A 26,483-nucleotide genomic window follows, 5' to 3' on the forward strand; every position below is an offset into this window, starting at 1 on the left:
TACAAAAAAAATTATAATATTGATTTACAGCATGTTAATAATTTCTAAAAGTAGATGAAGTGAGCTTTAACTCCGTTAAAATCATCGTATTGCAAAGTTGGTGCAGGAATTTTTAGCGTGTTAAAAACCGAGAAAAGTGACTTTAAAAAGTGTGATTTTGTTTCAATTTTAGTCAAATCGATATCCAAACTAAGGTAAAATTGACGATATGGGTTTTGAATGATTCCATTTTCGAGTGCTTCTGAATCATTTCCATACAACATTCCCTCTCCACTATAACCAATTGCAAGGTTTAACCACTTGGGAATAAAGCTATCTTTTGTAAACGAATGAACGTTAAACGACAACCAATACGTTTGACCGTTGTAATCTTTTAAAATTTCTTCGTTAAAGGATGCTCCCAGAGTTTCAGGACGTTGTGACGCGAATTTGGTTTGATGAAAGGAGAATTTTGGAGTGATTCGTTGTTCCTTCCAAAGTAGTTCTTGAGAAACATAAAGAGCTGTTCCAGAAACATTTGCAATAATATCGCCAGATGATGCTCCCCATTCTTGCGAAAACCCATCAAAAACCTCAACTACGGTTAAAAAGCCTAATCCAAGAGTAGAACCATAAATTAATTGTTCCTTTTTTGAAGCTCCACTCCATTGCAACATTTCAGCTCCTACCCTTCCTAAATGATAGGTAGAATATAGGTGTCCTAATTTATCCATTTGTAACCACTGATTATTATCGTTGATGAAATGGAAACTCGATTTTGGGTAATCTTTGTACCAAAGTTGGTTCAAACCAATTAAAGTAGCACCCAAAGCAACAGATTCACCAACATATACGCCAGTTCTTCTTGGTTTATTGAGCGTATCAGAAGGTTTTAAGAAAGCATTGATATCTGATTGTGCCTGAGAAAAAACAGAAACAAACAGAAAAATGGACAGCAAACTAGCCCTGATTGTAGTGGAAATACTTTTATAAAACCTTAAAATTTTATAAAAGATTGTAACGGAAAGCAGGAATATGGAAACCAAGAAAGCCCAAGCCATTCGCTCCTAAAAATTAACGGTCAATTCCTAATTTAGTAACCCACTCAGCATATTTTTTGGCATTTACTTGATGTGCTTCATAACTTGATGCAAAAGCATGATAACCTGGTTTATCTGGATTTGCGCAGAAATAAATATAATCGTGTTTTTCTGAATTTAAAACTGCATCGATAGCCGAAACATCTGGCATAGCGATTGGTCCAGGAGGCAATCCTTTATTTACATAGGTATTGTAAGGAGAATTAATTCGTAAATCGTTAAAGAAAACGCGTTTAATTTCTTGGTCAAAATCGCCCGAACGTTTTTTGATTGCAAAAATAATGGTTGGGTCAGCCTGAAGTGGCATATCTTGTTTCAAACGGTTTAAATAAACGCCAGCTACTGTTGGTCTTTCATCTACTTTTGCTGTTTCTTTATGTACAATTGAGGCTAAAGTATATACTTGAATTGGTGTTAAACCTAATGTTTTTGCTTTTTCAGTACGATCAATATTCCAAAAAATTCGGTATTCTTTAGCTAATTTTTGAGCAATTTTGTCCGCCGGTGTATTCCAGTAAAATTCATACGTATTTGGAATAAAAAGCGCTAAAATGGTTTCTTCTGTTAATCCGTTTTCTTCTAAAAAAGGCGTATTAGTAAACGCTACTTCTAATTTTAAACTATCAGGTTCTAATTGAGTTGCTAAACGTTGCACTAACTTCCCTAATGTTTCCTGGTTATTAAAAGCCACTTTTACTGGAACATTTAAACGTAAACTTCTTACCATATCAAAACTGGTCATGTCTTTTTTGAAAAGAAATTTTCCTGCTTTTACATTCGTACTATAATTTCTTGATGTAGCCACGAAATCAAATTTTTCAAAATCTTTGACGAATGGTTTTACAATTTCTACTACTTGTTCATAAGTTGAATTCGTAGGAATATAAACATAAACCTCGTTTTGAGAAAATTGAGTATTTGGTGTAAAAGCTTTAAAATATACATAAACACCAACTGCAGTTGCAACTACGATTCCGGCAACAGCTATAATTGAAATAAGTTTTTTTACGTTCAAGGGGTTATTTTTTTAATTGTGATTGATTAATTGATATAAAATTTCGTCTTCGTATTGGTTGTTGATTTTATTCCAATCTTTTTTTACTCCGATTTTTTGAAAGTCAAATTTAGTAAAAAGGGAAATACTAATTTCATTTTTTGAACCAATATTTGCATATAGTTGATGCAATTGCAATTGATTGAATGCATAATTGATTACAAGTTGCAATGCTTCAGAACCAATTCCTGAATTTCGATTGCTTTCGCTTGAAATTACAATCCCAACTCCTGCTCTATTATTTTTAGGATCAAAATCAAATAAATCGATTAAACCTACTGCTTCAAAAGTATCATTTAAGCAAATGGTTAAGCGTAATTGTTTGGCTTCATAAATATCTTGGTGCGCATTTTCTAAATACTGACGAATTAAAAAACGACTATAAGGCGTTTGTGTATTACTCACTTCCCAAACCGACTCATTGTTTTCTATGGCATAGATAAACTCTAAATCTTCGGGTTCGAGTGCGCGTAGGTATATGTTGGTTCCTTTTAATGTTATCATTAGAGTTTACTTTTAAATTTATCAATATCTAATTTCAATTTTGTAAGAACTCTAATTAATGATTTATTTATAATAATTGTTTCTCTTTGAATTTCAATTTTCCTGTACAATAAATTCCATAATTCAATTGAACCACCAAGTTTATTAAAATCTGTTTCATGTCCAGATTTAACAGAAACATCAGGTAAGTTAAAATGTTTGTTTTTCTCAGGTTTGAGCATTACATCAGCATAATTAATATTTTTTTGAATATAAGGTTGTAATTGCATAATGCAAAATTCATTTCTTAAATCATCATTAACTTTAATCTGCATCTCATAATATTTGAAATGCTCAAATTGTTTTCTAATTTGATTATCATTTATATTTACTAAATACCCTTGATCAAGAAATTCATTTATTACTGGAAAATATAATGTTTGAGCATCACAATCTAACAAAACCTTCAATTTTTTTTTAAAAAAATCATCAGAGGTATTTTTATTGGCTCCCAAAAAAAGAACATTTTCATACAAATCATTTGTTGTTCCTTCATAATATTTAGTATTGTAATCAATTAATTCAACCATTGATGTTATTTCTTCAGATATCTTCTCGCAATATGCTTTAACCTTAATATTTTGCTTCCTTACTTCATTCCAATTATTAATTTGCAAAGCAATCAATATACCAAGAACAACTAAAATCAACTCCCCAAAAGCATATTTAAAATATTCCTTATATGCTTGTTTGATTATAAATTTTTGTCGTATTTTTCTAAAAAGACCTATCATTATATTTCTATTTTACCTTCAAAAACAAAAGTTGCGGGTCCGATTAAGAAAACGTTTGTGTAATTTCCATTATCTACGTCAAATTGTACTTTTAATTTTCCGCCTTCTACATTCAAATCTATAATATTATTATTTGTTTTTCCAGTTTGATGCATCGCAATTGCAACTGCTGTAACTCCTGTTCCACAAGACAAAGTTTCATCTTCTACGCCACGCTCATACGTTCGAACTGCAAAAATGTCATTTGCTAATTGGTGTACAAAATTGACATTACTTCCTGCTTTTCCATACAAATCAGAATAACGAATTTTAGCGCCTTCTGTTTTAATATCCAATTCTACTAAATTATCTACCAATTGCACATGATGTGGTGAACCTGTATTTAAAAAGGTATAATTTGATTCGCTTTTAATCGTATCAACATCTTTCATTTGAAGCGCTACGATTCCTTCAGCCTCGATAGTTGCGTAATGATATCCATCTACGGCTTCAAACTCAGCTTTGTTTTCGATAACGCCCATTTGTTTGGCAAAAGCCACTAGACATCTACCTCCATTTCCACACATCGAACTTTCATTCCCGTCTGAATTGTAGTAGACCATTTTAAAATCATATTGCGGATGATTTTCTAACAAAATCAATCCATCACCACCTACACCAAATCTTCTGTCACACAATTGTGCTACCAGTTTAGTATTATTTTTTGGAAAAAAATCAGTACGATTGTCAATCATAACAAAATCATTTCCTGTTCCTTGATATTTATAAAATGTAAGTTGCATTGTCAAATTAGTTTATACAAAAGTACAAATATTAATAAGATGTTAAACATTGTTAATCGAGCGTTAAAGTGATTTTTTGGAATATTTTTTGTTATAATTTTGAGTGAACAAAAATTAATACACATGAAAAAATTTGGAAGTTTATTATTCGTATCGCTCTTGAGTGGAGCTGTAACATTAGGTGCTTACAAATTCTTTTTAGAGCCAAATAATGCAGGAAAACTTACACTTGCATCACCTAATTATGCCAAAAATGTAAATTTAGGCGCCGAAAACATTGATTTTACCTCAGCAGCCGAAAACACAATTCACGCAGTAGTTCACGTAAAAAACGTGAGCGTTTCAAAAGTACCAAATAATCCTTTAATGGAGTTTTTCTATGGCTATCAAGGACCAAGAGAACAAACACAAATTGGAACTGGTTCTGGAGTTATCATTACCGAAGATGGTTATATTGTAACTAATAATCACGTAATTCAAGATGCAACTGAAATCGAAGTTACACTAAACAATAACAAATCCTACAAAGCAAAATTAGTCGGAACCGATTCTAAAATGGATGTCGCGCTTTTAAAAGTAGAAGCGGATGAAAAATTACCTTACGCTGTTTTTGGTGATTCTGACTCTATTAAAGTAGGTGAATGGGTTTTAGCTGTTGGGAATCCGTATAACTTAAACTCTACTGTTACTGCAGGAATTGTTTCTGCAAAAGCTAGAAATCTATCAAACAACGGAATTCAATCCTTCATTCAAACCGATGCTGCCGTAAATCCTGGAAACAGTGGTGGAGCATTAGTAAATACTCGTGGAGAATTAATTGGAATCAATACCATGATTTCTTCTCCAACAGGAAGTTATGCTGGATATTCGTTTGCTGTTCCGTCGAATTTGACTCGAAAAATTATTGAAGATTTAATGCAATTTGGAAACGTTCAAAGAGGTGTTTTAGGAGTTGAAGGTGGCGAATTGAATTCGAATTACGCAAAAGAACTAGGTATTAAAGAAACACAAGGTTTCTATATTAATAAGGTAACCAAAAATTCGGGAGCTGAAAAAGCAGGATTGACTAAAGGTGATATCATTGTACAATTAGACGATAAAAAAATTAATGGTTTTGCTGAATTATCTGCCTACATAAATACAAAACGACCTAATGACGTTATTCAAGTAACCGTTTTACGTGATGGAAAACAAAAAACACTTCCGGTTAAGTTAACTAAAAAAGAAATTTTGAATTACGAATTCAACGGAATTGAATTTGAAGATCTTGATGCTACCGATAAGAAACAATTCAATACAAAAGAAGGCATCAAAATTAAAAAAGTCAACAATCCTGAGTATGCAGAATATAGTGATATTTTAGATGGCGCAGTTATTTTAAGCATTGACGGAATTAAAGCGAAAGACATGGAAACTGTTTCGAGCTATTTGGCTAAGAAAGAAAATCAGAAAGCGCGCTATCAAATTATTTCTAAAAACGGTCAGATGTATAGTATTATCATGTAAAATCATGCTACCCAATTCATATTTAAAACCAGACAAAAATAATGTCTGGTTTTTTTAGTTAAAAAATTTTACGAAAACGATTGAAATCTATACTTTTGCACCACAAAACAACACATATTATTTTCATGAGCAATATCTCTTTATACGAAAAAGAATTAGCTTTTCAGGCAGACAGAAGAAAAGCTGGTGTAGAATTCATTAAAATCATCAGTGATTTATGGTATGACAAATCAATCGAATTGGTTTTATTCCGTAATCAATTGATTGATAAAAACGTGAGCGAAATCATCAACTTACACGAGTACGCAGGTGCTTTTGTTGAAAAACCAATTAACGTTTTCGACTCAGTTGAAATTGCAAGTGCTATTGTAGATTTAGATTTACCACCTTCAAGAATTGATATTGGAAAATTAACTTACGAATATCATTTAGAAGATGACAAATACAATGATGCAAAAGCATTCGTAATCGACAAATTAAAAAACGCAAAAAACTATCAAGAAATTAAACCAAAAGATGTGGTTTTATACGGATTTGGTAGAATTGGTCGTTTATTAGCACGTGAATTAATGTCGAAAATTGGAAAAGGACAACAATTGCGTTTAAGAGCAATTGTAACTAGAGATAAAAATGATGCGGTTTTATTAGAAAAAAGAGCTTCATTATTACGTTATGATTCAGTTCATGGTGATTTCAATGGTTCAGTTATTGCAGATCCAGAAAATAATGCTCTATTGATTAATGGAACAACGGTTCACATCATTACAGCTAACACACCAGAAGAAATTGATTATACGGCTTTCGGAATTGAAGATGCTTTAGTTATCGACAACACAGGAGCTTTCACTACAGAAGAAGCATTAAAACGTCATTTATCTTCAAAAGGAGCTGATAAAGTTTTATTAACTGCACCAGGAAAAGGAGTTCCAAATATCGTTTACGGAGTAAATCATGAAGATTACAATCCAGACGAAGTAAACATTTTCTCTGCTGCTTCTTGTACGACAAATGCGATTACTCCAGTTTTAAAAGCCGTTGAAGATACTTTAGGAGTGGTTAAAGGACACTTAGAAACGATTCATGCGTATACGAATGACCAAAACTTAGTAGACAACATGCACAAAAAATACCGTAGAGGTCGTGCTGCTGCCTTAAACATGGTTATCACAGAAACTGGCGCTGGAAGTGCTGTTGCAAAAGCTTTACCTGCATTAGCCGGAAAATTAACTTCAAATGCAATTCGTGTTCCCGTTCCAAACGGTTCATTAGTAGTATTGAATTTAGAAGTTGGAAAAGAAACTTCTATTGAAGAAGTAAACAATATCATGAAAAAATATGCTTTAGAAGGCGATCTTGTAGAGCAAATTAAATACTCTTTAAACAATGAGTTAGTATCTTCGGATATTGTAGGAACTTCTGCTCCTGCTATTTTTGATAGTAACGCAACTATTGTTTCTGGAGACGGAAAAAACATTGTAATGTATGTTTGGTACGATAACGAATATGGTTATAGTCACCAAGTAATCCGTTTAGCTAAATACATTGCTAAAGTTAGAAGATACAGCTACTATTAGTAGATAGTCTCAAAAACAAAAAGCTCCAATTTTTCAATAGGAGCTTTTTGTTTTTATAGTATTGCAATTACTCTTTCGAAGCAATATAACGCTCTGCATCTAATGCCGCCATACAACCAGTTCCCGCAGCCGTAATAGCTTGGCGATACACATGGTCAGCTGCATCACCTGCAACGAATACACCTGCTACATTTGTTTTAGAACTTCCAGGAACATTTACGATGTAACCCGTTTCGTCTAACGTAATGTAATCGGCAAAAATATCGGTGTTTGGTTTGTGACCAATCGCTACGAAAAATCCTGTTGCTGGAATTTCAACAACTTCTCCTGTTGCTCTATTTTTTGCTTTAACCCCTGTTACAACTTGACCGTCACCTAAAACTTCTTCTGTTTCAGTGTGCATTAAAATTTCGATGTTTTCTGTTTTTTGAACACGTTCAGCCATAATTTTTGAAGCTCTAAACTTATCGCTACGCACTAACATCGTTACTTTTTTACATAATTTAGAAAGATAATGTGCTTCTTCACATGCACTATCTCCTGCTCCAACAATTACTACTTCTTGATTTCTATAGAAAAATCCGTCGCAAACCGCACAAGCTGAAACACCACCACCTAATTTTAAATAGTGCTGTTCAGATTCTAATCCTAAATATTTAGCTGAAGCTCCAGTAGAAATAATTACCGTTTGTGCATGAATTTCTATGGTATCATTAATCCAAACTTTATGAATATCTCCAGAGAAATCTACTTTTGTAGCCCAACCATCACGAATATCTGAACCAAAACGTTTTGCTTGCTCTTGCAACTGAACCATCATTTCAGGTCCGGTTACACCTTCAGGATATCCTGGAAAATTTTCAACTTCATTGGTTGTAGTTAACTGACCACCTGGTTGTTGTCCTTGATATAAAACAGGATTCATATTAGCTCTAGCCGCATAAATAGCCGCAGTATAACCCGCTGGACCAGAACCTATAATTAAACATTTTACTTTTTCAATTGTATCTGACATAACTTTATTCTTTTAAGAGTAGCAAATGTAAGTTTTTAATTAAAATTATTTCTTAAAAATAGATTAGAATTCACTATTTCATAATAAACGAAATTTATTTTTAAAAAACGTTTTGAAAATAATAATATAGTTCTATATTTGCACTCACAAATTCGGGGTGTAGCGTAGCCCGGTTATCGCGCCTGCTTTGGGAGCAGGAGGCCGCAGGTTCGAATCCTGCCACCCCGACAAAAGACCTTCAATTGAGGGTCTTTTTTCATTTATAAAAATCTGTTTTCTATCTGCGATGCAAAGCATCCGTTTTATCTGCGTTCCAAAACCTATATTTTTTTAGCATTTATTCCCAAAACTTTCTCACCAAAACAAAAAACACATAGAATATTATTTCTATTTTTGCTAAAACAATCAATTTAAGAATCTTTATGCTAATTATTGGAATTGCCGGCGGTACCGGAAGTGGAAAAACAACAGTTGTACATCAGATTATGAATGAGTTACCTGCTACTGAGGTAGGTATTATTTCTCAAGATTCTTACTACAAAGAAACGCATCATCTGAGTTATGAAGAGCGTACCAAAATTAATTTCGACCATCCAAGAGCTATTGATTTTGAATTATTAGTAGCTCATCTTAAAGATTTAAAAGCTGGAAAAACTATTGAACAACCAGTTTATTCTTTCGTTACTCACGACAGAACCGACGATAAAATCATCACACATCCAAGAAAAGTAATGATTGTAGAAGGTATCTTAATTCTAACCAATCCAGAATTAAGAGATATGTTTGATATTAAAGTATACGTTCATGCCGATTCTGACGAACGATTAATTCGCCGTTTAAAACGTGATATTGCAGAACGTGGTCGTGATATGGAAGAGGTTTTAAACCGTTATCAAAACACGTTAAAACCAATGCACGAACAATTTATCGAACCTACAAAAGCATTTGCGGATATCATTATTCCAAATGACAAGTATAACACAGTTGCTATTGATGTAGTACGTGCTGTTATCAATCAAAGATTAGTATAATGAAAAAAATAAAGAATTTAATTGCCAACTATCCGTTCCTAAAGTTTTTAGTGAACCGTTATGTTTTGGTATTACTTTTCTTTATTATTTGGATGTTATTTTTTGACAATTACTCCTATTTAGAACACCGCGTTTTAGATAAAGAAATTGAGGAAATAGAGGATAACATTCAATACTACAAAACCGAAATCAAAAAAGACAGCGCCAATATAAAACACCTTAAAAATGATGATCGTGTAGAAAAATACGCTCGCGAAAAATACTACATGAAACGCGAAAACGAAGATATTTACATCATAGAATTTGAAGGCGAAAAGAAAGCTGAAACTGAGAAAACAACTAGTAACAATTAAACATATAATTCGTGGCTAACAATAATTTATTTTCCGATTTTGAAGCCGTTTCTTCTAAACAATGGAAGCAACAAATTCAATACGAACTAAAAGGTGCTGATTACAACGAAACTTTAGTTTGGGAAAGTCCAGAAGGCATTAAAGTAAAACCGTTTTATCACAATGATGAAACAGCAGTAAATCTTGACGCCATTGTTCCAACAAAACCTTTTGCAATCGTTCAAAATATTTTTGTTCATGATGTGAAAAAATCGAATGCTCGTGCGCTTGAAACTTTACATAGAGGAGCTGAAAGTATTCGTTTTACATTAGAAAATGACACTGTTTCCATTGAAGAATTGATGCAAAATCTTCCGACAGAAAATGTGAATTATTATTTCAATTTACCTTTTCTTTCTGTTGAATTTTCGAATAAAATCAATGATTTCGCTTCAAAAAACAAATCCAACATCTTTATCCAAAACGATCCAATCGGTCAATTAGCAAAAGATGGTAATTGGTTTGAAAACCTTGAAAAAGATTTCGAAAAGCTAAATACAATTGCTTCAAAAACAATAGTTCCATTTTTAACTATTTCAAGTGGAATTTATCAAAACGCTGGTGCGAATATCGTGCAACAATTAGCTTATACTTTAGCACAAGCAAACGAATATTTCAATAGAATTCCAGCTATCAACCAACCGATTACGATTGAAGTTGCTGTTGGAACAAATTACTTTTTCGAAATTGCGAAACTAAGAGCATTACGTCTTTTATTCAACACATTAGCATCAGAATACAATCACAATTTTGATTGTCATATCATTGCAACTCCAACAAAACGCAACAAAACCTTATACGATTACAACGTAAACATGTTACGTACAACCACTGAATGCATGAGTGCAATTCTTGGTGGAGTCGATGCAGTTGCGAATTTAGCTTACGATGCGATTTATCACAAAGACAACGAGTTTGGCGATAGAATTTCGAGAAACCAATTGTTAGTTTTAAAACACGAAAGTTATTTCGACAAAGTGAATAATCCTGCTGATGGCGCGTATTATATTGAAACCTTAACGGAACAATTAGCAGAAAAAGCTTTAGAATTATTCAAAGACATCGAGAAAAATGGCGGACTGATTTCGCAATTAATCGATGGAACAATCCAAAGAAAAATCAACGAAAGCGCACAAAAAGAACAAGAACTTTTCGATTCAGGGAAAGAAGTTTTGTTAGGAACTAACAAGTATCCGAACAAAAACGACCAAATGAAAAACGATTTGGAATTGTATCCTTTCGTAAAACAAAACGCCAGAAAAACGCTAATCACACCGATTATTGAAAAACGTTTGGCTGAAAAATTAGAACAGGAAAGATTAGCTTCGGAATAATTTTGTAACTTTCAAAAAAAGAAGACCATGGAAGCAATTAGAAGATTTGTAAAAGTAAAAAATCATCAAGTAAACATTACTTTACCTGAAGATTTCAATGCAGAAGAAGTAGAAGTGATTATTCTTCCAACTTCCAAGGAATATCAAATTCCGCAATGGCAAATTGATGAAGTTAGAGAACGAACCGAAAACTACTTAAAGAATCCAGAAAGTGCAACAGATTACGAGGATTTTTTAAAAGAACTTGGAGATGAACTTTAAGATTATAATTTTAGAAGAAGCTAAATCTGATGTTCGTGAAAGTATCGCTTGGTATAAAAACATCAATCCAATGCTTTCAAAAAGATTTGCTAATTCTTTTAATAATAGTGTTAAACAAATAAAAGAAAACCCATTTCGATACCAAATTAGATATGATCAAATCCGAGTAGTTTTATTAAAAACTTTCCCCTATCTAATTCATTTTAGTATTGATAATGAAATAATAGTGATTAAAGCTGTTCTTCATACATCGAGAAACAGCAAAATCAACCAAATATTTTAATTGCAAAAGCAATGAGAAAAGATATACAACATTTAAAGTTAGAAGTTAGAAGTCAGAAGTTAGAAGTTTCTGAAAAACAGCACTTCACCACAGCTGAAAACATCGAGTTAAAACCAACTTACACTAAAGAAGATATTTCTAATTTAGAACACCTTGGTTTTGGAGCAGGTTTTGCACCAAATTTACGCGGACCATACGCAACTATGTACGTTCGTAGACCTTGGACAATTCGTCAATATGCGGGATTTTCAACTGCGGAAGAAAGTAACGCTTTTTACAGAAGAAACTTAGCTGCTGGGCAAAAAGGTTTATCTGTTGCCTTCGATTTAGCCACACACAGAGGTTACGATTCTGACCATGAACGAGTGGTTGGTGATGTTGGAAAAGCTGGAGTTGCGATTGATTCGGTGGAAGATATGAAAGTACTTTTCGACCAAATTCCTTTAGGTGAAATGTCGGTTTCGATGACGATGAATGGTGCGGTTTTACCAATTATGGCATTCTATATCGTAGCAGCGGAAGAACAAGGCGTTACTCCTAACCTATTATCGGGAACGATTCAGAATGATATTTTGAAGGAATTCATGGTGCGAAATACCTACATTTATCCACCAACGCCTTCGATGAAAATTATTGCGGATATTTTCGAATATACGAGTAAAAATATGCCAAAATTCAACTCGATTTCTATTTCGGGTTACCACATGCAAGAAGCGGGAGCTACTGCAGATATTGAGTTGGCATACACTTTAGCTGATGGTTTAGAATACATTCGCACCGGTTTAGCCGCTGGAATGGATATTGATACGTTCGCTCCTCGCCTTTCGTTTTTCTGGGCGATTGGAATGAACCATTTTATGGAAATTGCAAAAATGCGTGCCGGTCGTATGCTTTGGGCAAAATTATTGAAACAATTCAACCCAAAAGACGAAAAATCTTTAGCTTTAAGAACGCACTGCCAAACTTCGGGTTGGAGTTTAACCGAGCAAGATCCTTTTAATAACGTGGCTCGAACTGCAATTGAAGCAGCCGCAGCGGCTTTTGGAGGAACACAATCGTTACATACCAATGCTTTAGACGAAGCGATTGCTTTACCAACCGATTTCTCCGCACGAATTGCTCGTAATACGCAAATCTTTTTACAGGAAGAAACTAAAATCTGTAAAACAGTTGACCCTTGGGCAGGAAGTTATTATGTGGAAAGTTTAACCGCTGAAATTGCTGAGAAAGCTTGGGCTTTAATTGAAGAAGTGGAAGCACTTGGCGGCATGACCAAAGCGATTGAAGCTGGAATTCCAAAATTAAGAATTGAAGAAGCTGCTGCGCGCAAACAAGCACGTATCGACAGTAGTCAAGATATTATTGTTGGGGTGAACAAATACCGTTTGGAAAAAGAAGATCCGTTACATATTTTGGATGTGGATAACCAAATGGTGCGCAAACAACAAATTGAACGTTTAGACCAAATCAAAGCCACTCGCGATAACGCTAAAGTTGCCGAATGTTTGGCAAAATTAACCGAAAGCGCTAAAAATGGTGGTGAAAATTTACTATCTTTAGCAGTAGAAGCAGCACGAAATAGAGCTACATTAGGCGAAATTAGTGATGCTTTAGAAGTAGTTTTCGGAAGATATAAAGCACAAATTAGAAGTTTTAGCGGCGTGTATAGTAAAGAAATTAAAAACGACGAAAGTTTTGAAAAAGCAAAACAGTTAGCCGATGCTTTCGCTAAGAAAGAAGGTCGTCGTCCTCGTATTATGATTGCGAAAATGGGACAAGACGGTCACGATCGTGGTGCGAAAGTAGTAGCAACAGGTTATGCCGACGTAGGTTTTGACGTAGACATTGGCCCATTATTTCAAACACCACAAGAAGCAGCCAAACAAGCAGTTGAAAACGACGTACACATTTTAGGCGTTTCTTCATTAGCAGCGGGACACAAAACTTTAGTACCACAAGTAATTGAAGAACTAAAAAAATACGGAAGAGAAGATATCATGGTAATTGTGGGTGGTGTAATTCCTGCACAAGACTACCAATTCTTATTCGACGCCGGAGCTGTAGCAGTTTTTGGTCCTGGAACTAAAATTAGCGATGCCGCGATTACGATTTTAGAGGTTTTATTGGAGGAATAGCTTAAACTCAATATAAAAACAAAAAACACCAGCAGAAATGTTGGTGTTTTTGTTTTATCTAAATTTCTTTAATTCCGATTTTAATAAAAAAATCAAATGTACCATCATACATAAAGTCCGGCCTAGTTAAATCTTCATTATTTCCCTCAGGAATATAAATAATCATACCTTGTCTTGCTCTTGTTAATAAAACCCTATAAGAATTAATCAAATATTTTATTCTTTCAGTATCGCTACAATTCTTCCAAGTTGTTCCTGTAAATTTTTTATAATTCCATTGCTCATTATTATAATACAAATCACCATCCCAAGCAACACAAGTCCAATCTAATTCTAATCCTTGAATATCAAATTCTGTTGCAACTTCTTCCAAAAAATAAGAAGAACGAATATCTTCTTTGGGGTTTAAAAACCAAACCGGGGCATCAATCTTAGCTTTAACATTTAAACCGAAAGGTCTTAATCGAATAGCTCCAGAAGATGCAATAATTCCAGTTCTTTCTGTCCCTTTTGCTTTATTATTTAACCAGTTTTTTGCTTTTTCTAAATCACGAGTTATTCTAATTGGGTAATCTTTTTCAATAAACTCCTTATAAATACTATTTGCTTTTACAATATCATTATTTATAATCTCTTGAATAAAACTTGATAATTGAGCGCTTCTAAATGAACGCAAGGAAACTGACAAATGAAGTTCATCTTTTCTTTCAGCTTTTTTATTTTCTAAAATTTCTAAGGCATAATTGTCTTTTATATAATTATCATCTTCTATTATTTTTGATGAATAATAAATATCCCAATCTTTAAATTTATAATCAAAAGGTCTAATCCATTCTTCTAAACCTGCTTCTCCCGTATTAATTTCTTGTCCTCCTCCTATTAAACAGACTATTGTACACCAATCTTTATGCCTGTCCATAACTTCAATTAAGAATTCAGGTTCAGATTTATTAAATTCAGAATTTCCTTTATTTCTTTTCATAAAACTCGATGCTTGTTCCTTCGTCCAAGCTCTTTGAGCCTCATCGAATATTGTTACTTTTTCAATTGGTGCTTTGTCATCTCTTAAAGATGCATCTCTAAAATGATGAATATTTTGTATGAATGATTTAACTTGAGATTTTGCATTTTCTTTTGATAGTTTTTCTCCATTTTCCAATGCAGACTTTACTTTATCTCTTGTTAAAGCTTCTCTTAAAACATCAACCAATGGACCATTTCCTGAAAGGAAAACTGCATGCTCTTCCTCAATATAATTTGAACGTATGTTCGCGATATTTAAACCTGCCAATGTTTTTCCTGCTCCAGGAACTCCAGTAATAAAACAAATCGATTTCTTATTATTCCTTTTTGAAAAATCAATTATTTCTGAAATACAATTTGATGTTACTGATAAATTTTCAGCACCTGAATCACTTCTTGAAATTTCTAAAACATTATGTTTTTTATACAGAGCCGTTGCTGCTTCAATAATTGTTGGAGTAGGCTTATAAATAGATTCTTCCCAAAACTTTATATCTATCTTCTCAAAAGATTTTAAATTTTGTAGAGTGTTATTAATTATATCTTTAAGATTAGAAGAATTTGCGCAAATAGTCTGATGTAAGCAATCTAAACTTTTTGAATATGTATTTATAATTGAAGGAGCTTTATCAGCAACTAAGATTGGTATTAAATTTTTGTTATGACTTCCTTCATGAAAATTATTCAAGTCTAATCCGTAATCAAAAGCTTGTTCTTTAGCTGATTTATCATAAATATCAGAACCAATTTTAAATTCTAAAACAAAAATACAATTATCAATAATTAAAATATTATCAACTCTTTTTCCCATTCTTGGGATTGTAAACTCAAAATAAATCTTTCCGCTAAATGACGATATGGATTGTTTTAAAATTTCAATTTGCTTTTTCCATGCATTTGACTGTTGAATAGTTAATTTATTCAAATCAAAATTTCCTGAAATTTTTCCGTAAATTGAATTAATATCTTCGTTGATAAATTCTTCAATAGAATTTGAGTAGTAAGACCTATTCATCGAATAAATCTTTAATTTTCACATCAAGAGCTTTGGCTAATTTTTCAACTACTTCAATGGAAACATTTCTTTCTCCTTTTTCTATTGTTGGCAAATATGTTCTATCAATTTCAGCTAAGTTCGCTAATTTTTCTTGCGACAAATTTTTTACTTTTCGCAATTCTTTTACTTTGAGACCAAATTTTTGTTTAATATTCATAGCCTCAAAGTTTAAAAAATGAAGACTACTAAACAACGGAGTATTGTCTACAAAAATAAAATTAGAATTTACTTCACCTCATCCACCGCCTTCACACCTTCAAAAAAATCAATACTTTTCACTTCTTCAAAAAAGTCGATTTCGGTTTCGTGAGGTAAAAAATCGGAGATGATGCGCACGATAAAATCTTGTGGTTTTTTCAAAAATTTAAAGGTATAATCTTCCATATTTACTACCGTTTTTTCGGCTAAATCGGTTGTTCTTACAAACTTATCGGAAGTTAAGGAAGACAAAAAAGGCAAATTTAGCTTTGGCTTTTCGGTGATAATGGGTTTTCCGTTTTCAAACAAGCCGCCTTCGTAACCGTATAGCGAAGCATTGGTAATTTCGATAGGTTTACCTAAATGCAAATAATCGGGTAAATGGGCTTCTTTTCCTACAACAGCAGCAAAACCCATTAACACACAAATATCATGTGGTGGCATTTGCATCATCGCCTTAGCGGTACTTTCACGACCAATTCCAGAAACGATTACTTCGTAAGTATGATTCAAATTCGGAATTCGAGCTAAAGCGTTTAGGACTTTTTCTCGCTCAATTTCCATTGGGGTTAGGATAATTATCTTCAATGTGCTATTTTTTGAAATACAAAGTAAAAGAAATCTATCTTAGTTTCCTAAATTTGTAACATGTCAAAACTACCTAACATCACCACCAGTATTTTCTCTGTAATGTCGCAATTAGCGAACGAACATGGAGCTATTAATTTATCGCAAGGATTTCCAAATTTCCCTGAAGACGAACGCTTGTTACAAATTTCAGAACGCATTATTAGAGAAAACATTCATCAATATACCCCAATGGCGGGTTTGCCTTCGTTATTGGAAAAAATTGCGAATCAAACCTTAAAACAATACGGTAGAAAAGTCAATACGACAACCGAAATGTTGATTACCGCTGGCGCTACACAAGGCGTTTTTACAGCGATTAACACGTTTGTGAATCATGGTGATGAAGTATTGATTTTAGATCCAAGTTATGACAGTTACGAACCCTCGGTTTTAGTAGCGGGTGGAAAACCAGTTCGTGTTTCATTAAACGATGATTACACACCGAATTTCAACCGAATTGAAAGTGCGATTTCGCCTAAAACTAAAATGATTGTCATCAACAATCCACACAATCCAACTGGGAGAATTTGGACAGAACAAGATTTTGAAGCTTTAGAAACCATTTTAGAAAAACATCCTCAAATTCTTATTTTGGGCGACGAAGTGTACGAATATATTACGTTTTCGCAACCTCATATTTCGTTTAATACACGTCCAAAATTAGTAGAACGAACGATTATCGCTTCTTCTTTTGGAAAATCATTACACGTTACCGGTTGGAAAGTGGGTTATCTAATTGCACCTGAAAACCTAATGTTTGAAATGAAGAAGGTGCATCAATTTTTGGTCTTTAGTGTGAATAGTTTTTCGCAACACGCTATTTCTGAATATTTGAAAGTGGTTGATTTTAGTGAAGTTTCGAAAATGTACCAACGTAAACGTGATTTGTTTCAAAACCTAATCAAAGACAGTCGATTCGAGTTGATGCCTTGTGATGGAACGTATTTTCAGGTGGTGAATTACAACCAAATTTCGAATAAAAACGATGTGGATTTTGCTAAGGAATTGATTGTAAATCATGGTGTGGCTTCCATCCCGATTTCAGTTTTTTATAATGATGCTACTGATAGACACATGCTTCGTTTTTGTTTTGCGAAAACCGATGAAACTTTGATTGCCGCAGCTGAAAAACTGTGTTCAATTTAGAAACAACAAATTTATTTGTTTATAAAATCAAACTTTAACCTAAACAACACCTATACAGAATAACGATTTACATCATCAAATCAGCTTTAAAGTCAGTAAATATTGATATTTATTGCTTAATGATTATTTGTATAGTTTTTATGACTGATTTTCGCTTCTAACTCTTGAAAAGATATTCTAATTTTAAGAAGTTATGAATATCCCGAAAAACATGTCACTAAAATTAAAAGAATTTTATTTTTTTATTGTTTTAATTTTTTATTCTGCCCTTTCATTTGGTCAGTTAGGATTTTGTAATGGTAGTAGTGGCGCTCCTATTTTTTTAGAAAATTTTGGTAGTGGTTTAGATTACGGTCCAGCATTACCAGTTGGCGTTACCAATTATAGTTACGTTAATACTGGTTTTCCTCAAGATGGTCAATACACATTATTTCACAGAACAAACATAATTCCGAATTCTCCTAACTGGCTTTTTTCACTAGACCGTACACCCGATAATGAAGTTGACGGTTTAAACGGAAAATGTTTAATCGTAAATGCTAGTAATTCATCAGGACAATTTTACAGAAGAACCGTAACTGGATTATGTAGCAACACGCGTTTTGAATTTTCGGCTTGGCTTTTAAATATTTATAACGCGGCATCAGGCGGTTGTCCTGGGACTGGAATACCAATTAATGTTACTTTCGAAATTTGGGATGAAACCGATACCATTTTGTTACGTTCAGGAAATACTGGGAATATTGCAGGAACTTCAACTCCGATATGGAATCAATTTGGATTAGTTTTCACAATGCCTGCAGGACAAACTTCGGTAATTTTAAAAATGCGAAATAACGGTGTTGGTGGTTGCGGAAACGATTTGGCTATTGATGATATCATGTTTAGAGCTTGTGGAGAAAATAGCGCCATTATCAACACGGCAACTACTGGAAGTGCAATGACCGTTTGTCAAAATTCAAGCATTACCAACCCGAATTTACAAGTAGTAACAACAGGTAGTATTTCTCATGTTTACCAATGGCAACAAAGCAGTGATAACATTAATTTCATGGATATTCCTGGCGAAAACACAGCAAATTATACCATTCCAAATATAACAAACACAACGTATTATCGTGTTAAAGTTGCGCAAGACATTGCTAATTTAAACAATGCGTTTTGTTCCACTTTTTCAGATATTTACACCGTATCTTTAATTTCAGCTCCAAATGCTCCAATTTCAAATGGTGCCCAACGTTTTTGCACCAATCAAGCTACGAGTTTAAGCGTTAGTGTTTTGGCTGGAGAAAGTGCTAATTGGTATGATAGTCCCACAAACGGAAATCTTTTGTTAGCAAATTCAACGACTTACACACCTACTTCCACCGGAACTTATTATGCTGAAACTGTCACTATTTCAAGTGGATGTAGAAGTAATACTAGAACTGCTGTAACATTATTACCCGCAATTTCAGTTACTTATTCAGGACCAACAACTTTATGCACCAACTCCAATACCATGATATCACTTGTTGCTTCTGATGTTAATGCTTCTTTAAATTGGACTGCTTCATCTTCTGATGTTACAGGTTTTTCAAATAGTTCGGGTACGAATATCAATCAAACATTACAATATAATGGAACAACAACAGGAACTGTAACTTATGTGGTTACACCCATTTTAAATGGTTGCGCAGGAACTCCCGAAACCATTGTTGTAACTGTAACGCCTGCAACTACTATTGCTTTAGTTTTTCCACCGATAACTACTACTTATTGTATAAATGCAACCCCAGAAGTTTTACCAACATCATCATCAAATACAACTCCAATTGCAGGAACTTGGAATCCTGCAATAATAAATACAACAACATCAGGAACTACAACCTATACTTTTACACCTCAAGTGGGTTCTTGTCAAAATATTCTTCCGTACCAAATAAATATTACGATTGGAAACAGCTTTTCTCCCGATTTTCCTAGCACCATTTCATTATGTTCTGGAGAAACACCTCCTGTCTTATCTTCTACTTCTCCGAATGGAATTTCAGGAACTTGGTCCCCAGCTGTAATTGATAATTTAGTTTCAGGTAGTTATACTTTTACACCAAATCTAGGTTCTTGTGCTAATCCGCAAACGATAAATACAATCGTTTTACAATCAACACTTACAAGCATTACTTATTCTGTATCTGGTGCTTTTACACAAAATCAAACCATCACTATTATTGCCTCTCCAAGCGGAAATTATTACTATCAACTCGACAATGGGACCATTCAGGAAAGTAATATTTTTGAAAATGTGAGTCCAGGAAATCATACCATAACAGTTATGGATCAGAATGGATGTGGTAATTTTATATCTGAAGATATTTTTATAATAAACTATCCCAATTATTTTACTCCAAATGATGATGGCATAAATGATTTTTGGACAATTGTAGGTATGGATAGTTTTGAAAATTGGAAAATTTCGATTTTTGATCGTTATGGAAAATTAATTACACAACTTTCTGAAACTAATTTATCTTGGGATGGTAAATACAATGGAAATCAATTACCTTCAAGTGATTATTGGTTTACTATTGATTACCAAGAAAACAATGCTGCTAAAAAATTTAGAGCCAATTTCAGTTTAATTCGATGACACTAAATGAAAAAGATTAAATGATATTTGCTTTTTAATTACTACATTTACTAAAAACCTAGAAATTATGGCAAAAAGTCAAGACGCGAAGAAAACCGCAAAGAAAGAACCTTTGAAAACCGCAAAAGAGAAAAAAGAAGAAAAACGAAATAAGAAAAATTCACCAAAGCGTGATTAATACACCTCCAAACACGAATGATCTTCGTGTTTTTTATTTTTTATTCCTAAACGATTGATTGTAGCCCCGATTGTAGTGAAAATCCATTTTGTAAAAGTCAAAAAACTTTTGCAAAATTATTGCAACGGAAAGCGGGAATCGACCTTTAAAAAATGCCTAAAGTGTGGCTTCAAAATATTTTTATTTCGATATTTTTCTGTCTCTAAATCAGTTAAGTTACACTTTAACCCATTGTTAACAAAATTGACTTGAAAAAACCATAAATAATTGTATTTTTACCACTTAAAATTTTTAACTATCAAATGGGTAAAATCATTGCAATTGCCAATCAAAAAGGTGGTGTTGGTAAAACAACTACATCTGTAAACTTAGCGGCGTCTCTGGGTGTTTTAGAAAAGAAAGTACTTTTAATCGATGCTGATCCGCAGGCTAATGCCAGTTCGGGTTTAGGAATCGATGTGGAAAGTGTAGAAATTGGTTCCTATCAAGTTCTAGAACATAGCGCAACACCTGAAGAGGCAACTGTTTCTTGTTCGGCACCAAATGTTATGGTGATTCCGGCTCATATTGACTTGGTGGCTATCGAAATTGAATTAGTAGACAAAGAAAATCGTGAGTACATGCTTAAAAAAGCTTTGGAAAGTGTAAAAGATAAATATGATTATATTTTGATTGACTGTGCTCCTTCTTTAGGATTATTAACATTGAATGCATTAACAGCTGCAGATAGTGTTGTAATTCCAATTCAGTGCGAATATTTTGCATTAGAAGGTTTAGGAAAATTATTAAACACCATTAAAAGTGTTCAAAAAATACACAATCCTAATTTAGATATTGAAGGATTGTTATTAACCATGTACGATTCTCGCTTGCGTTTATCGAACCAAGTGGTTGAAGAAGTTCAAAAACACTTTAACGATATGGTTTTTGAAACGATTATTCAAAGAAATATCAAATTGAGCGAAGCACCAAGTTTTGGAGAAAGCATTATTAATTATGACGCTACGAGTAAAGGAGCGACTAATTATTTGAACTTGGCAGAAGAAATTATTAAGAAAAATCAATAATAGAGAAGATGACAAAAGCGGTAAAAAAACAAGCCTTAGGAAGAGGATTATCGGCTTTATTGAAAGATCCTGAAAACGATATTAAATCGGTTGAGGACAAAAACGCAGATAAAGTTGTAGGAAATATTATTGAATTAGATATTGAATCGATTGAAATTAATCCGTTTCAACCGAGAACAAATTTCAATGAAGAAACGTTACAAGAATTAGCCAAATCAATTAAAGAACTAGGCGTGATTCAGCCGATTACTGTTCGAAAATTAGATTTCAATAACTACCAATTAATTTCGGGAGAACGTCGTTTGCGTGCATCTAAATTAATCGGATTGAAAACGATTCCGGCATACATTCGTTTGGCAAATGACAACGAATCATTGGTTATGGCTTTGGTAGAAAACATCCAACGTCATGATTTAGATCCTATTGAGGTGGCTATTTCATACCAACGATTAATTGAAGAAATCAATTTAACGCAAGAAGAATTGAGCGAGCGTGTTGGAAAAAAACGTTCTACCATTACCAATTATTTACGTTTATTGAAATTAGACCCAATCATTCAAACTGGAATGAGAGATGGTTTTATTTCAATGGGACACGGAAGAGCGTTGATTAATATTGACAATCAAGATGTTCAAAGCGATATTTATCATAAAGTGGTAACGCAAAATCTTTCGGTTAGAGAAACAGAAGCTTTGGTTAAAAATTATCAAGATAGTTTAAAACCAAAAACAGCTAAACCTGTAAAAGGCAATTCATTTGACATTAAAGAAGATGAGAAAAAAGCATTTGCTAATTATTTCGGAACAAAAGTTGATGTTAAAGTAGTGGGTAACGGAAAAGGGAAAATTACGATTCCATTTCACTCAGAAGAAGACTTTAATCGTATCTTGAAACTAATCAATTCTTAGTGAGAAAACTTCAATACATATTCATTTTAACTTGTCTTTTTCTAAGTTTTGAAGGAAGAGCGCAAGAAGAGATTTCTTTGGTTCCTAAAGACACTGTAAAAGCAGTTATAGATCCGAATCGTCCAGCTAGAGCCGCTTTCTATTCAGCTCTTTTACCAGGTTTAGGTCAAGCTTACAATAAAAAATATTGGAAAATTCCAATTGTTTATGCTGGTTTAGGTGCTGGTATTTACTACTATACTTTCAATCAAAATAAATATCACGAATACAGAGACGAATACAAAAGAAGATTAGATGGAACTTCTGACCCTAATCATCCAATTTATGGAAGTTTAGACAACGATAGATTAATTCGTGCCCAAAAATTTCATCAAAAAAACAGAGATTTGTCTGCTTTAATTACGGGTGCTATTTACATTTTAAATATTGTAGATGCCAATATCGACGCGCATTTAATGCAATTCAACGTTAATGATAATCTTTCTTTAAAACCCGATATGAATCAAAATCAAATGGATTACAGATTCAATTACGGAATGACACTCACCTATCGTTTTTAACAAAAATTTGGGTAACATTTCAATCAATCCAACAACTAACTACTATGAAAATTGCACTTTTAGGATACGGAAAAATGGGAAAAGTTATTGAAAGAATAGCTTTAGAAAGAGGTCATGAAATCGTATTAAAAAAAGACCAAAACAACACTTTTGAAGGATTATTAAATGCCGATGTCGCTATCGATTTTAGCGTTCCTGATAGTGCTGTAGAAAATATATCAGAATGTTTAAACAACGGAATTCCTGTTATTTCAGGGACTACAGGTTGGGTTGCAGATTATCCAAAAATGGTAAACTTGTGTGAAGCTAAAAACGGAAGTTTTATTTATGCCTCTAATTTTAGTTTAGGCGTAAATGTGTTTTTTGAATTGAATGAATATTTAGCCAAAATGATGGCCAATTTGAAACAATACAACGTTTCAATGGAAGAAATTCATCACACACAAAAATTAGATGCGCCAAGTGGCACAGCAATAACATTAGCAGAAGGAGTTATCAAACATACCGACTATGTCAATTGGACATTAGAAACACCAATTAGCAACGAAATACACATTGAAGCAAAACGCATCGAAAACGTTCCTGGAACGCATAGTATTTTCTATGATAGCGAAGTTGACCAAATCGAAATCAAACACACAGCACACAGCAGAGAAGGTTTTGCATTAGGAGCTGTTGTTGCTGCCGAATGGTTAGTAGGCAAAAAAGGTGTTTTCACTATGAAAGATGTTTTAGGTTTAAGATAATAGAATATAGAAAACAGAAAAAAGACCAAATGAGTGGTAAAAAGAGACATAATCATAAGAATTTGAAAATTTGGTTATTAGGGATAGAAATAGCAAAAGACATTTCAGATATTTTAGTCCTTTTTCCAAAGCATGAACAATATGATTTAAGTTCTCAAATGAACAAAAGTTCAATTTCTATTTCAAGTAATATTGCAGAAGGATCTTCACGAACAGATAAATCTTTCAGTCATTTTATTGATATATCTTTGGGCTCATCTTTTGAATTAGCAACTCAACTTATTATAGCACGACACAAAAATTACATAGACGATAATACTCATCAAACAATTGAAAATAAACTAGAAGAATTTCAGAGAATGGCAATGGGATTTCAAAACGGACTTCAATAAAGTCTATATTCTATTCTCTATATTCTTTTTTCTAAAAATAAAATTATGGAAATATCAGGTTGGTTAATCTTTATCTTATTAGTTCAAGTAATTCACGGAATTGGAACTTGGAAATTATATGTAAAAGCAGGTAGAAAAGCATGGGAAGCATTTGTTCCGGTGTATAACGGAATTGTATTAATGCAAATCATCAACCGACCAAAATGGTGGATTTTATTGCTTTTTATTCCAGTCATCAACTTGTTTTTATTCCCAATTATTTGGATTGAAACCCTAAGAACTTTTGGTAAAAAATCAACCGTTGACATGGTTTTAGGTCTTATTACATTAGGATTTTACATCGCTTATGTAAATTACACACAAAAAGTAACCTATCATGCAAATCGCGATTTAACGGCACCAAACAAAACAATGGATACTTTGGGTTCGTTGTCTTTTGCAATTGTTGTTGCGACCTTAGTTCACACGTATTTCATACAACCTTATACCATTCCAACTTCATCATTAGAAAAATCGTTATTGGTAGGAGACTTTTTATTTGTGAGTAAATTTCATTATGGAGCAAGAACCCCAATGACGCCAATTGCTGCACCTATGGTTCATGATACTTTACCAATTGTAAAAGTAAAATCATATAGTGCTAAACCTTCATTACCTTATTTTAGATTTCCTGCATTGCAAAAAATTGAGCGTAATGATATTGTAGTTTTCAACTGGCCAGCTGATACTTTATTTCACATGTACAAAGCGGCTGATAAAAGATACGATAAGCCTATCGACAAGAAAACCAATTATGTAAAACGTTGTACGGCTATTCCTGGTGATAAAATTGAAATTAAAGAAGGTATTATTTTTATAAATGGAAAAGAATCAATTCTTCCAGAAAGAGCGAAACCGCAGTATTCATATAAAGTAGCTTGGGACGGAAAAACACCCGTTGATTTAGATTATATTAAAAAAGAACTCAATATAACGGATGCTTTTGGACAGATAGCAAACGACACTTTAATTTTCAGTGCTTTACCTCAATCGTCTGTAGATAGATTAAAAAATATTCCTGGACTTACCAAAGTTGAACGCATTATTCATAAAGAAACTGATAAAACTATTTTTCCTGGAACAAAAGATTGGAACGTAGACAATTTAGGCCCAATTTACATTCCTGAAGCAGGAAAAACAGTTGAATTAAATAAAGAAACACTTCCTTTTTATAAAAAAGTAATAGGTGAATACGAAGGAAACGATTTAAAAGTAAATGGTAATGAAATTCGTATCAACGGACAAGTTGCAACTTCTTATACTTTCAAACAAGATTACTATTGGATGATGGGAGACAATCGTCACAACTCATTAGATTCACGTTATTGGGGCTTTGTTCCGGCTGATCATATCGTTGGAAAACCAATTTTCATTTGGATGAGTATTGATGGTATCAACGATGGCCTCAAAAACTGGAGCATTCGTTGGGACAGATTATTCACAACTGTTCGTGGTGATGGGCAACCAAAATCGTATTTCCAATATTTCTTAATTGCTTTAGCAGCTTACTTTGCTTTTGATTATTTCAGAAAAAAGAAGAAAAAGAAAGAAGACGCTTAATTTCAAATTACCAAAATGAACATCCTTATACATCCAACTTATTTTCCATCAATTAGTCATTACATTGCTATGATTAAGGCTGATTCAGTTACGTTTGAAATGGAAGATAATTTCCAAAAACAAACCAACAGAAATAGGATGTATATTTATAGTCCAAACGGTGTTCAATTACTAAATATTCCTGTAAAACATGCTATTGAAAAACATCAAAAATATAAAGATGTTCGTATTGAAAATGATTTTGGATGGCAAAAAAACCACTTTAAATCCTTAGAAGCAGCTTACCGAACTTCTCCTTTCTTTGAATATTTTGAAGATGATTTTCGTCCATTATTTGAAAAAAAACATGAGTTTTTAATGGATTTGAATTTAGAAGTTTTTCAATTAGTAAATGATTCATTAGGAATTAATATCCAACCCCAAAAAACTACTGAATTCTTCCATGAAGTTCCTGATTATACTGATTTCAGACATTTAGTAAACGGGAAAAAAGACACCACTCAAATAGAAGAATACACGCAGGTTTTCAATGAAAAACATGGTTTTATCAATAATTTAAGCATTCTGGATTTGCTATTTAACGACGGTAGATATGCCGTAGATTATTTGAAGAACCAACAACTTTAG

26 protein-coding genes and 1 tRNA gene are annotated in these 26,483 nt (G+C 33.1%); 18 read left to right on the forward strand and 9 right to left on the reverse strand.

Annotated features, from left to right (window positions below; translation table 11 throughout):
* Positions 1–44: 44 nt before the first annotated feature.
* The 5 genes from B2741_RS01365 to dapF all read right to left on the reverse strand — a co-directional run bounded on the left by B2741_RS01365 (position 45) and on the right by dapF (position 4,192).
* Positions 45–938 (reverse strand): DUF2279 domain-containing protein, encoded by an 894-nt coding sequence (locus tag B2741_RS01365; protein ID WP_291134739.1) that lies wholly within the window; start codon positions 936–938, stop codon positions 45–47.
* Between the two features lie 115 nt (positions 939–1,053).
* Positions 1,054–2,094 carry an endolytic transglycosylase MltG gene (gene mltG / locus B2741_RS01370; protein ID WP_291134741.1) on the reverse strand — a complete coding sequence of 347 codons (1,041 nt, stop codon included), beginning with the start codon at positions 2,092–2,094 and terminating at the stop codon, positions 1,054–1,056.
* Positions 2,095–2,106: 12 nt separating this feature from the next.
* Positions 2,107–2,637 carry a GNAT family N-acetyltransferase gene (locus B2741_RS01375; RefSeq protein WP_291134743.1) on the reverse strand — a complete coding sequence of 177 codons (531 nt, stop codon included), beginning with the start codon at positions 2,635–2,637 and terminating at the stop codon, positions 2,107–2,109.
* Positions 2,637–3,410, reverse strand: coding sequence for a hypothetical protein (locus B2741_RS01380; RefSeq protein WP_291134745.1), 774 nt, complete (start codon positions 3,408–3,410; stop codon positions 2,637–2,639). The genes B2741_RS01375 and B2741_RS01380 overlap by 1 nt, the downstream gene beginning before the upstream one ends.
* Entirely contained in the window at positions 3,410–4,192 is a 783-nt protein-coding gene (gene dapF, locus B2741_RS01385; RefSeq protein ID WP_291134747.1) for a diaminopimelate epimerase, read from the reverse strand. The genes B2741_RS01380 and dapF overlap by 1 nt, the downstream gene beginning before the upstream one ends.
* 123 nt (positions 4,193–4,315) lie before the next feature.
* On the opposite strand from dapF, the gene B2741_RS01390 reads away from it, so the two are divergent.
* A complete protein-coding gene (locus B2741_RS01390; RefSeq protein WP_291134749.1) occupies positions 4,316–5,698 on the forward strand; it encodes a Do family serine endopeptidase in 1,383 nt (460 codons plus the stop codon).
* 125 nt (positions 5,699–5,823) lie between these two features.
* Positions 5,824–7,272 (forward strand): glyceraldehyde-3-phosphate dehydrogenase, encoded by a 1,449-nt coding sequence (locus B2741_RS01395; protein ID WP_291134751.1) that lies wholly within the window; start codon positions 5,824–5,826, stop codon positions 7,270–7,272.
* 67 nt (positions 7,273–7,339) lie between these two features.
* Here the strand turns inward: B2741_RS01395 and trxB are convergent, their stop codons facing one another.
* The gene (gene trxB, locus B2741_RS01400; protein ID WP_291134753.1) at positions 7,340–8,287 is read right to left on the reverse strand and encodes a thioredoxin-disulfide reductase; all 948 of its coding nucleotides are present in this window, start codon (positions 8,285–8,287) and stop codon (positions 7,340–7,342) included.
* 153 nt (positions 8,288–8,440) lie between these two features.
* Between trxB and B2741_RS01405 the strand changes: the two genes are divergently transcribed.
* The 7 genes from B2741_RS01405 to scpA all read left to right on the forward strand — a co-directional run bounded on the left by B2741_RS01405 (position 8,441) and on the right by scpA (position 13,723).
* A tRNA-Pro gene (locus B2741_RS01405) sits at positions 8,441–8,515 on the forward strand.
* A 194-nt stretch (positions 8,516–8,709) separates the two neighbouring features.
* On the forward strand, positions 8,710–9,318 hold the full coding sequence (udk, locus tag B2741_RS01410; protein ID WP_133610547.1) for a uridine kinase: 609 nt from the start codon (positions 8,710–8,712) through the stop codon (positions 9,316–9,318).
* Entirely contained in the window at positions 9,318–9,671 is a 354-nt protein-coding gene (locus B2741_RS01415) for an FtsB family cell division protein (RefSeq protein WP_291134755.1), read from the forward strand. Before udk ends, B2741_RS01415 begins: the two co-directional genes overlap by 1 nt.
* A gap of 11 nt (positions 9,672–9,682) precedes the next feature.
* Positions 9,683–11,044 (forward strand): methylmalonyl-CoA mutase subunit beta, encoded by a 1,362-nt coding sequence (locus B2741_RS01420; RefSeq protein ID WP_291134757.1) that lies wholly within the window; start codon positions 9,683–9,685, stop codon positions 11,042–11,044.
* Between the two features lie 27 nt (positions 11,045–11,071).
* Positions 11,072–11,305: a hypothetical protein gene (locus B2741_RS01425; protein WP_291106896.1), complete on the forward strand. Its 234-nt coding sequence runs from the start codon at positions 11,072–11,074 to the stop codon at positions 11,303–11,305.
* Complete coding sequence (locus tag B2741_RS01430; RefSeq protein WP_291134759.1) at positions 11,295–11,588, forward strand: type II toxin-antitoxin system RelE/ParE family toxin; 294 nt, start codon at positions 11,295–11,297, stop codon at positions 11,586–11,588. Before B2741_RS01425 ends, B2741_RS01430 begins: the two co-directional genes overlap by 11 nt.
* An 11-nt stretch (positions 11,589–11,599) precedes the next feature.
* Positions 11,600–13,723, forward strand: a complete 2,124-nt coding sequence (gene scpA, locus B2741_RS01435) for a methylmalonyl-CoA mutase (RefSeq protein WP_291134761.1) — start codon at positions 11,600–11,602, stop codon at positions 13,721–13,723.
* Positions 13,724–13,781: 58 nt separating this feature from the next.
* On the opposite strand, the gene B2741_RS01440 is transcribed toward scpA, so the two are convergent.
* The 3 genes from B2741_RS01440 to B2741_RS01450 form a co-directional block, all read right to left on the reverse strand.
* Positions 13,782–15,761, reverse strand: coding sequence for a DUF2075 domain-containing protein (locus tag B2741_RS01440; protein WP_291134763.1), 1,980 nt, complete (start codon positions 15,759–15,761; stop codon positions 13,782–13,784).
* Positions 15,754–15,960, reverse strand: coding sequence for a helix-turn-helix domain-containing protein (locus B2741_RS01445; protein ID WP_231843315.1), 207 nt, complete (start codon positions 15,958–15,960; stop codon positions 15,754–15,756). The genes B2741_RS01440 and B2741_RS01445 overlap by 8 nt, the downstream gene beginning before the upstream one ends.
* A 68-nt stretch (positions 15,961–16,028) precedes the next feature.
* Positions 16,029–16,589, reverse strand: coding sequence for a hypothetical protein (locus tag B2741_RS01450; RefSeq protein ID WP_291134766.1), 561 nt, complete (start codon positions 16,587–16,589; stop codon positions 16,029–16,031).
* A 60-nt stretch (positions 16,590–16,649) separates the two neighbouring features.
* On the opposite strand from B2741_RS01450, the gene B2741_RS01455 reads away from it, so the two are divergent.
* The 9 genes from B2741_RS01455 to B2741_RS01495 all read left to right on the forward strand — a co-directional run bounded on the left by B2741_RS01455 (position 16,650) and on the right by B2741_RS01495 (position 26,483).
* Positions 16,650–17,777, forward strand: a complete 1,128-nt coding sequence (locus B2741_RS01455) for a methionine aminotransferase (RefSeq protein ID WP_291134768.1) — start codon at positions 16,650–16,652, stop codon at positions 17,775–17,777.
* Positions 17,778–17,988: 211 nt separating this feature from the next.
* The gene (locus B2741_RS01460; RefSeq protein ID WP_291134770.1) at positions 17,989–20,406 is read left to right on the forward strand and encodes a T9SS type B sorting domain-containing protein; all 2,418 of its coding nucleotides are present in this window, start codon (positions 17,989–17,991) and stop codon (positions 20,404–20,406) included.
* A gap of 480 nt (positions 20,407–20,886) precedes the next feature.
* On the forward strand, positions 20,887–21,651 hold the full coding sequence (locus B2741_RS01465; protein WP_291134772.1) for a ParA family protein: 765 nt from the start codon (positions 20,887–20,889) through the stop codon (positions 21,649–21,651).
* Between the two features lie 8 nt (positions 21,652–21,659).
* The gene (locus tag B2741_RS01470; protein WP_291134774.1) at positions 21,660–22,559 is read left to right on the forward strand and encodes a ParB/RepB/Spo0J family partition protein; all 900 of its coding nucleotides are present in this window, start codon (positions 21,660–21,662) and stop codon (positions 22,557–22,559) included.
* The gene (locus tag B2741_RS01475; protein ID WP_291134776.1) at positions 22,559–23,119 is read left to right on the forward strand and encodes a DUF5683 domain-containing protein; all 561 of its coding nucleotides are present in this window, start codon (positions 22,559–22,561) and stop codon (positions 23,117–23,119) included. The genes B2741_RS01470 and B2741_RS01475 overlap by 1 nt, the downstream gene beginning before the upstream one ends.
* Positions 23,120–23,163: 44 nt before the next feature.
* Positions 23,164–23,865 carry a 4-hydroxy-tetrahydrodipicolinate reductase gene (gene dapB, locus B2741_RS01480; RefSeq protein WP_291134778.1) on the forward strand — a complete coding sequence of 234 codons (702 nt, stop codon included), beginning with the start codon at positions 23,164–23,166 and terminating at the stop codon, positions 23,863–23,865.
* Between the two features lie 29 nt (positions 23,866–23,894).
* On the forward strand, positions 23,895–24,257 hold the full coding sequence (locus B2741_RS01485) for a four helix bundle protein (protein ID WP_291134780.1): 363 nt from the start codon (positions 23,895–23,897) through the stop codon (positions 24,255–24,257).
* Positions 24,258–24,302: 45 nt separating this feature from the next.
* The gene (lepB, locus tag B2741_RS01490) at positions 24,303–25,856 is read left to right on the forward strand and encodes a signal peptidase I (RefSeq protein ID WP_291134782.1); all 1,554 of its coding nucleotides are present in this window, start codon (positions 24,303–24,305) and stop codon (positions 25,854–25,856) included.
* 15 nt (positions 25,857–25,871) lie between these two features.
* On the forward strand, positions 25,872–26,483 hold the full coding sequence (locus tag B2741_RS01495; protein ID WP_291134784.1) for a WbqC family protein: 612 nt from the start codon (positions 25,872–25,874) through the stop codon (positions 26,481–26,483).

This window comes from Flavobacterium sp. UBA7663 (genome assembly GCF_002483315.1).
GTDB lineage: Bacteria > Bacteroidota > Bacteroidia > Flavobacteriales > Flavobacteriaceae > Flavobacterium.

Coding starts and splice junctions, on each gene's coding strand:
- dapF (WP_291134747.1), bottom strand. CDS start 4,192: ATGCAACTTACATTTTATAAATATCAAGGAACAGGAAATGATTTTGTT.
- scpA (WP_291134761.1), top strand. CDS start 11,600: ATGAGAAAAGATATACAACATTTAAAGTTAGAAGTTAGAAGTCAGAAG.
- udk (WP_133610547.1), top strand. CDS start 8,710: ATGCTAATTATTGGAATTGCCGGCGGTACCGGAAGTGGAAAAACAACA.
- B2741_RS01470 (WP_291134774.1), top strand. CDS start 21,660: ATGACAAAAGCGGTAAAAAAACAAGCCTTAGGAAGAGGATTATCGGCT.
- lepB (WP_291134782.1), top strand. CDS start 24,303: ATGGAAATATCAGGTTGGTTAATCTTTATCTTATTAGTTCAAGTAATT.
- B2741_RS01395 (WP_291134751.1), top strand. CDS start 5,824: ATGAGCAATATCTCTTTATACGAAAAAGAATTAGCTTTTCAGGCAGAC.
- B2741_RS01375 (WP_291134743.1), bottom strand. CDS start 2,637: ATGATAACATTAAAAGGAACCAACATATACCTACGCGCACTCGAACCC.
- B2741_RS01445 (WP_231843315.1), bottom strand. CDS start 15,960: ATGAATATTAAACAAAAATTTGGTCTCAAAGTAAAAGAATTGCGAAAA.
- B2741_RS01485 (WP_291134780.1), top strand. CDS start 23,895: ATGAGTGGTAAAAAGAGACATAATCATAAGAATTTGAAAATTTGGTTA.
- B2741_RS01495 (WP_291134784.1), top strand. CDS start 25,872: ATGAACATCCTTATACATCCAACTTATTTTCCATCAATTAGTCATTAC.
- B2741_RS01390 (WP_291134749.1), top strand. CDS start 4,316: ATGAAAAAATTTGGAAGTTTATTATTCGTATCGCTCTTGAGTGGAGCT.
- B2741_RS01425 (WP_291106896.1), top strand. CDS start 11,072: ATGGAAGCAATTAGAAGATTTGTAAAAGTAAAAAATCATCAAGTAAAC.
- B2741_RS01430 (WP_291134759.1), top strand. CDS start 11,295: ATGAACTTTAAGATTATAATTTTAGAAGAAGCTAAATCTGATGTTCGT.
- trxB (WP_291134753.1), bottom strand. CDS start 8,287: ATGTCAGATACAATTGAAAAAGTAAAATGTTTAATTATAGGTTCTGGT.
- B2741_RS01380 (WP_291134745.1), bottom strand. CDS start 3,410: ATGATAGGTCTTTTTAGAAAAATACGACAAAAATTTATAATCAAACAA.
- B2741_RS01455 (WP_291134768.1), top strand. CDS start 16,650: ATGTCAAAACTACCTAACATCACCACCAGTATTTTCTCTGTAATGTCG.
- B2741_RS01460 (WP_291134770.1), top strand. CDS start 17,989: ATGTCACTAAAATTAAAAGAATTTTATTTTTTTATTGTTTTAATTTTT.
- B2741_RS01415 (WP_291134755.1), top strand. CDS start 9,318: ATGAAAAAAATAAAGAATTTAATTGCCAACTATCCGTTCCTAAAGTTT.
- B2741_RS01465 (WP_291134772.1), top strand. CDS start 20,887: ATGGGTAAAATCATTGCAATTGCCAATCAAAAAGGTGGTGTTGGTAAA.
- B2741_RS01440 (WP_291134763.1), bottom strand. CDS start 15,761: ATGAATAGGTCTTACTACTCAAATTCTATTGAAGAATTTATCAACGAA.
- dapB (WP_291134778.1), top strand. CDS start 23,164: ATGAAAATTGCACTTTTAGGATACGGAAAAATGGGAAAAGTTATTGAA.